The sequence below is a fragment of the Alteromonas sp. AMM-1 genome (assembly GCF_047290655.1).
GTDB lineage: Bacteria > Pseudomonadota > Gammaproteobacteria > Enterobacterales > Alteromonadaceae > Alteromonas > Alteromonas mangrovi.
Genome location: NZ_JBLBUE010000176.1, coordinates 1 through 6,796 on the forward strand (window position 1 = coordinate 1; position 6,796 = coordinate 6,796).

The following is a 6,796-nucleotide window of genomic DNA, read 5'->3' on the forward strand; positions in this document are numbered from 1 at the left end:
CCGGCCTGGATTACGCCGGTACGGCTATGTCTGACAGACTCTTGCACGAAGTGTATCTACCGCCATTTAAAGCAGCCTTTGATGCCGGTGCTATTTTTACCATGGCGGCATTTAACACCGTGGACGGCGTGCCGAGTACCGGCAATAAAGCGTTGTTAACCGACTTATTGCGCACTGAAATGGGCTTTAGTGGTGTGGTCATCTCTGATTTCCAGTCGGAGCTTGAACTCATTAATCACGGCTTTGCCAAAGACGAGCGCGAAGCCGCTAAGCTGGCGCTGGACGCTGGATGCGACATAGGTATGGTCAGTGGTATTTACCCCAAGTATGTACCACAACTGGTACAAAGTGGTGAGCTGGATGAAAAGATACTGGACCTGGCGGTTTATCGCATTCTGGATGTGAAGATGCGCGCCGGATTGTTTGACGATCCATTCCTTCGGGTTGCTCAGGCTCATGCGGCAGACAAAGCGCCTGCTGCCCATTTGGCGCTCGCTCGCGAAGCCGGGCACAAATCCATTGTGCTGCTTAAAAATACCGGGCAACTATTACCCCTTGCCAGCACCGCCAAAGTCGCGCTTATCGGGCCGTTTGCCCGCGATACTAAAAATGTCGATGGCGCATGGTCACCCTTTGCGCCACAGGTTGCCTCAGTGAGCCTGGCCGAAGGGTTTAAAGCGAAACTTGCGCCGTCTAATCTTATCATTGAAGACGGCTGTGGCATTTCAGAGGCTATCGAAGGCGGTATTGAGCGCGCGGTTAAAGCGGCATCGACTGCTGATGTGGTGTTACTGGCCGTGGGTGAGTCTGCTTCAATGTCGGGTGAAGCATCATCCCGGGCGAGCATTACGCTCCCTGTGGTGCAGCAACAATTGGCAGAGGCGATAGCGGCGACAGGCAAGCCTGTTGTGGTATTACTTCGCAATGGTCGGGCCTTGGCACTTGAAGGCGCGGTGAAACACGCTCAGGCCATCGTAGTAACCTGGTTCTTGGGCACGCAAAGCGGCCATGCTATTGCCGATATCGTAATGGGCGAGGTATCACCGTCGGGTCGATTACCGGTAACCTTTCCGATTGCATCTGGGCAGCAGCCCTACTATTACGCGCGGGAAAGTTCAGGCAGACCCACTCCGGTGGGCGAATCGCCGATGTTTAAATCACACTTTATTGGCATACCCGACGATCCGTTATACCCCTTTGGCTTCGGCCTGACGTATTCCACCATCGAATACCATACTCCTACAGTGAACACGGCTTCAGTGAGCAAAAACGGCTCTGTTACGGTAAGTGCAGTGATCACCAATATCGGAGAGAAGGAGGCTACAGAAGTCGTGCAGTGCTATATGCAGGATCCTTACGCCAAAGTTGTGCAGCCTGTACGTAAATTGCTGGATTTTAAAAAGGTGACGTTACAGCCAGGAGAGCAGCAAACGGTGAGTTTTACCCTGTCGGCCAGTCAGTTTGCCTATCTGGATCAGAAGCTCAACAAGGTACTGGAAAGCGGCACTATAACACTGTGGGTAGCGCCCCATGCCAGAGCCGGTGAGGCAGTAGAAATAGAGATTGTTTAACGTTAGATGAACGCTCTGCTTGCAGAGCGCAGTCTTATTACTCTTTCAGATTATCCGGATGACCTAGCAAATAATGCAGGGTAATTTGGCTTAAGTCGTCGAGCAGTTCTTCCCAGTCACCTTCACCGGAAACGCCATCCATGATACCCAGGCCTAAGTAACGCGCCAGCGCGGCGTATACGACTTTGAAGATATGATCGACGGCACGTGCAGGATCGGGCTGAGAGATTTCTTCCTTGCGTTCCAGCAAAAGTTGTATGAAATCCGCAATATTTTGTGCGGCATGGGTTTTACCATAGCTCGCTACCACTTCATCAACGGCGCTGATTTCCATTAGAGGGCGTAAAATGCCCTTGTGGGTTTTGAGCAGGTTAGCATATTCAGTAATCACTTCCGGTACCAGCAAACGCAACTTGAGTTGTTTGCGGCGAATACGGGTGATCACCATGGCCGTTTCCACTTCCAGCGTTTCCAGTTCGCGAACTTGTAACAGTCGAATCAGGTCTTCTTTACTCTTGAAGCGGTTGTATATAGAACCAATGGAAACTTTGGCGCGTTTACTTACTTCCTGTAGGGTGAAATCTTTATAGCCGTTTTCTGTCAGTAACTCACATGCCGCATTGAGCAAGCGTTCTAAAGACGCTTTACTACGATTCTGTTTGGGTTCTTTTAAATAATTTTTAGGGGCTGCGGTCACGCTATATTCCTGACGTTGGGGCTAAAATGATTTGAAATTCATATTAGAATACAACGTTCGCTTTTGGATGTTAATAAAAAGTTTGATGCTTTTGGTTCTGAACATTCTACGTGATCTTTGCAATACCCTGAAAAATACTAGAATTCGTTTTTACCTTTCTCAATCAGAGCGCTTGTCATTTTCTGTGGCTTGCACCAAATTCTATTGGTACTGGTAATGATAGACTATTTATCAATTTGAATTGGTTTAATAGTTTGAATTTAAAGAATATTTATAAATTTAGTTCAAGTGTGCCCCTGTAAAATTGGCGCACATGTTCCGTTATGTTACAGGTTGTAAAAAATTAATTAACGAAATTGTCTTGACTCATTTTTTAGAATCCTTATTCTATAAAATAATTTCGAGTAGTTAACTGCAGGACAGGTTGCAGATGAGCAAGATTTTCGACTTTTTTAAGCGTTTAACCCTAGTGCCCCAAGGGCTGATTATTGTGATTTCGGCGTTTCTGCCGTTATTTGCCATTGTGTCTATGTTTCCGGCATTGCCCTCCATCATCGATCACTTTAAAGATCACCCAAATGCAAGGGATCTGGTACCGCTTATGGTGTCTGCACCGGGACTAGCAATTGCGTTAACGGCGTCATTCGCCGGCATTCTGGTAGATAAATTCGGCCGGGTGAAACCCTTATTGTGGGCAACGTTTTTCTATGGCGTGTTTGGTATTGCACCGTTTTTCCTCACCGACCTGTACATGATGATGGGCAGTCGTTTTCTGCTGGGTTTCTCTGAAGCCATTATTATTACTGCGGTTAACACGCTGATTGCCGATTACTGGGAAGACGAAGGTCGCCGCGACTGGTTATTCCTGCAAGGTCTTGCTGGCCCATTCCTTGGTGCCATTGTAATTCGCCTGGCTGGCCCGGCTACTGAAATCCAGTGGAACGGTGTGTTTATTATTTATGGTGTGGCATTCCTGGTATTTGCTTTGATGCTGCGTTACTTAACCGAGCCAGCAAAGAAATCGCATGCCAATACACAGGCTCAGCAAACGCCTGAGATGGCAAAAACACCGTTTCCGGTTGTTACCATGGCAATGATTGGCGGCGTTACGCTACTGGCTTCTGCACTGTATTACGTGTTTATTATTTCGGGTGGGCTGGTATTCAGAGAAATAGGCGTCACGGAGCCTTCTCGTATCAGTGAACTGTCGGCTATTCCCAGCTTATTTGTCATGGTGGGCGCGCTGATATTCAGGCTGCTGGGCAAACAATCCAATGCCATCCAACTCGGCGCGTTCTTTTTCGTGCTGTGCAGTGGCTTGTTGATTATGGGCATGGCTGACTCGGTACCAATGCTAGTAGCTGGTCTGGTGATTCAGCAAACCGGCGCTGGCATGTCAGTACCTTGTTTAATCGCATGGACACAAACCAAAGTCCCAGCTCAGCACCGCGGTCGCGGCATGGGAATTTGGGCATCGTGCTTCTTCTTTGGTCAGTTTTCCAGCCCTTGGCTGGTGGCAAGGCTGGAAGAAACAACCAGTTCCGTTCAGGGCGCATTCGAAGTGGCCGGTTATGTGGGCATTGCCGCAGCCGTAGTGGCGTTAATTGCACACTTTGGCAGCAGGGCAAAAGGCCAGCCTGTCCCTACTCAACGTTAACATCAATATTCGGATTCGTCGCTTGCATATCAATGCGGCGGCGAATACCGGACACCTGCAACTGTTAATTTAACAGGTGAGGGCAATGCAGGGCCAACGCGCGAGCTAATTACTCGCAAAGCAGACACATGAAAACGCTATCGGAGATAGTTATGTCGATAAAACGAGGCGTCAGCCTTTATAGTTTTCAGCATGAGACCTTCCTTGGGAAAATGAACCTTGAAGATTGCATTCGCACTTGTGCTGAATTAGGTGCTAATGGCATCGAGGTCATTGGTGAACAAAGTTTCTGGGGCTACCCGGAGCAACCTGCCAAAGAAGCAGATATTCAACACTGGCATGCATTAATGGAAAAATACGGCACTACGCCGGTTGCTCATGATTTCATGCTGGACTACAAGCGTTACAAAGGGCGTTTAATGCCATTCAACGAACAGGTTGAGAGCATTAAGCGCGATATCGATTTTGCCAAACGCCTGGGAACGCCCTTTTTACGTGCACTGGTATCCATTGATCCAGACGTGCTGGTGGCCGCTGCGCCATACGCCGAAGAAGCGGGCGTGAAGTTGTTACTTGAAGTGCATGCACCACTGCATTTTGATCATCCATGGATTTTGCGCCACGCAGAGGCGTACGATAAATCAGGTTCTGATGCATTGGGTTTCTTGCCAGACATGGGGATGTTTTTAGAGAAATTCCCGCCGGTTTGGAAAGCGCGCTTTATTCGCAACGGTGTACCGCAAAAAATAGCCGACTACATTGAAAAAGCCTATGAAGATCGCGTACTCAGTGAATACGTGATCCAAAACGTGCGCGATATGGGCGGCGTAGGTCCTGCGCTGGGTATGGCAGAAACACTGCGTCATAACGCAGCATATGAGCCGAAGCGGATGCTGGCGCACATGGATCGTATTCACAATATTCACGGCAAGTTTTATCAGATTACCGAAGACCTTGTTGAACCATCCATTCCTTACGATCAGATTGTTAAAGTGCTCACCGAAGGTGGCTACAACGGCTATATCTGTTCTGAGTACGAAGGTAACCGTTGGATAGAAGACGCTGAAGAAGTGGATTCTGTTACACAGGTATCCAGACAGCAAAAAATGCTGAAAACCTTAATCAGTCAACAAGGTAAGTAGGAGGCAGTATGTTTGATAATAAAGTTATTGTTGAAGATAGTCTGGCCGCTGAAACGCTGAGTGACGGCAGTGTAGGCGTAAGCGTGTTAGCGCGTTTGCCCTATTACCGTGGTTTGGGCTTGTCGATGATCGAAAACATCGCGGTAACTGTCGATGGCAAAGAGATCGAGCGCAGTAAGGTGCGATTTGCAGCACGTGGCAACATGTGGACCCTGGACGAAATGGAAACTGAATATGGCGATCGCTGGAACTTTGGCGAAAAAGCCAAAGTGATTGCACTGACTGATGAGCCAGTAGCATCCGGTGAGCATGAGATCAGTGTGGCCATTACCATGCGGGTATCCTATTTGCCGTTTGTACCTACCACCCGTGATATAAAAACCTTGTCTTTGTAAACCAACCTGCCGGTACAGAGCTGTGGCGTATTGCTTTGTACCGGTGTTTGCGCGGAGGCCTTTATGCTGGATTCTGCTTTTCAACGGTTGGTTAACAAACTAACCGACCACCAACATACTTTCTTTTTCATCCTGCTTTGCTCATGTGTATTTCCTGTTATCGGAGCAGAAAGCGTGGTGATACCCGTGCCTGATTACCGCCCGCCGGAAACGGTGCAACGGGTTGTTGTACCTGCTGTTCCGTCTGATACTGCCAGTCGGGTACTCATCGTGACCGGTGAGAGTTCTTACGAACACGACTGGACCGGCGTGAATACCCGTTTGCGAAGCTTAATGCTGGAAACTGGCATGCTTGATGTTCGGGTGATTGAAGACCCGCGGGTACTCACGCTGGCTATGTTGAATCGCTACGACGCAGTATTTGTTAACTATCTGGGCCGCTGGAATTATACCGACGCACAAGAGGCCCGGTGGGGCAGCGTTGCCGAGCAGGCATTGTTTGATTATGCCAAAAATGGCGGTGGGGTAGTGCTGTATCACGCCTCGCTGAATATGGGTTCGCCCGGCTGGCCTGAATTTGAGCAGCTCGCTGGTGGCACTATGCGCCCGCATCAGGGCAGTCGTCGCTCACCACCCGATGCGTTTCTGGTGAATATTACCGATCACGAGCATCCCGTTACCCAGGATATGCGTGACTATGTCTGGACCATGAACGATGACATGTACACCAACATGTACTGGCATCCGAACGCTAAAATTCGTGTACTGGCAACAGCCTATGATGACCCGGCGTTATATTCTCAAACCATTGCGGGCCCTAAGTACCCTGCGCACTTATATACACCTGAAAAACTCGCTGCGATGCAAGCGATGGCAGCAGATAATCCACAAGTGTGGACGGTGGAATATGGCAAAGGCAGGGTGTTTTGTATTGCCCTTGGGCATGGCCCGGATACGTTGTTACACGATGGGGTGAAAAGTTTAATTTTGCGTGGAACGCAGTGGGCTGCAACGGGTAGCGTTACGATTCCCCTTGGAGCCAAAGCCCGCGCATTTAATCAATAAGAGAACAGCCAATGAATACCATTGACAATACGCAGCGCAGAACCTGGTTAAAGCAGGCCATGGCAGCCTGTGGGCTGGCACTGACGCCTTCAGCTGTATGGGCCGCGCTGGATAAATCATCACTAGCGGATAACCCGTTCTTCACCCTGATGTGTGATCTGGTGATCCCTGATACATCGGTGCCAGGGGCTATTAAAGCCAAGGTGCCAGACTTTATTACCCTAGCCGCCGCACATGGCATGAAGGGCGCTAAAGCTAAGCAAATCAGC

At 49.2% G+C, this 6,796-nt stretch carries 7 protein-coding genes; 6 read left to right on the top strand and 1 reads right to left on the bottom strand.

Annotation, left to right across the window (positions count from 1 at the left end):
- The coding region (locus tag ACLR2L_RS17575; RefSeq protein ID WP_413369978.1) for a glycoside hydrolase family 3 C-terminal domain-containing protein at window positions 1-1,571 on the top strand (1,571 nt) is incomplete at its 5' end.
- Between the two features lie 37 nt (window positions 1,572-1,608).
- Here the strand turns inward: ACLR2L_RS17575 and ACLR2L_RS17580 are convergent.
- Window positions 1,609-2,268 (bottom strand): TetR/AcrR family transcriptional regulator, encoded by a 660-nt coding sequence (locus ACLR2L_RS17580; RefSeq protein ID WP_140960158.1) that lies wholly within the window; start codon window positions 2,266-2,268, stop codon window positions 1,609-1,611.
- Window positions 2,269-2,698: 430 nt separating this feature from the next.
- Here ACLR2L_RS17580 and ACLR2L_RS17585 point away from each other — a divergent pair, with 430 nt between their 5' ends.
- The 5 genes from ACLR2L_RS17585 to ACLR2L_RS17605 form a co-directional block, all read left to right on the top strand.
- A complete protein-coding gene (locus ACLR2L_RS17585; protein WP_413369981.1) occupies window positions 2,699-3,925 on the top strand; it encodes an MFS transporter in 1,227 nt (408 codons plus the stop codon).
- Between the two features lie 152 nt (window positions 3,926-4,077).
- The gene (locus ACLR2L_RS17590; protein ID WP_413369983.1) at window positions 4,078-5,067 is read left to right on the top strand and encodes a sugar phosphate isomerase/epimerase family protein; all 990 of its coding nucleotides are present in this window, start codon (window positions 4,078-4,080) and stop codon (window positions 5,065-5,067) included.
- Window positions 5,068-5,075: 8 nt separating this feature from the next.
- On the top strand, window positions 5,076-5,462 hold the full coding sequence (locus ACLR2L_RS17595) for a DUF6379 domain-containing protein (RefSeq protein ID WP_140960154.1): 387 nt from the start codon (window positions 5,076-5,078) through the stop codon (window positions 5,460-5,462).
- Between the two features lie 63 nt (window positions 5,463-5,525).
- Complete coding sequence (locus ACLR2L_RS17600; RefSeq protein WP_413369985.1) at window positions 5,526-6,527, top strand: ThuA domain-containing protein; 1,002 nt, start codon at window positions 5,526-5,528, stop codon at window positions 6,525-6,527.
- 11 nt (window positions 6,528-6,538) lie between these two features.
- The coding region (locus ACLR2L_RS17605) for a hypothetical protein (protein WP_413369987.1) at window positions 6,539-6,796 on the top strand (258 nt) is incomplete at its 3' end.

Bases quoted from the DNA above. Each gene is read 5' to 3' on its own strand.
- ACLR2L_RS17585 (WP_413369981.1), top strand. From the start codon at position 2,699: ATGAGCAAGATTTTCGACTTTTTTAAGCGTTTAACCCTAGTGCCCCAA.
- ACLR2L_RS17590 (WP_413369983.1), top strand. From the start codon at position 4,078: ATGTCGATAAAACGAGGCGTCAGCCTTTATAGTTTTCAGCATGAGACC.
- ACLR2L_RS17595 (WP_140960154.1), top strand. From the start codon at position 5,076: ATGTTTGATAATAAAGTTATTGTTGAAGATAGTCTGGCCGCTGAAACG.
- ACLR2L_RS17600 (WP_413369985.1), top strand. From the start codon at position 5,526: ATGCTGGATTCTGCTTTTCAACGGTTGGTTAACAAACTAACCGACCAC.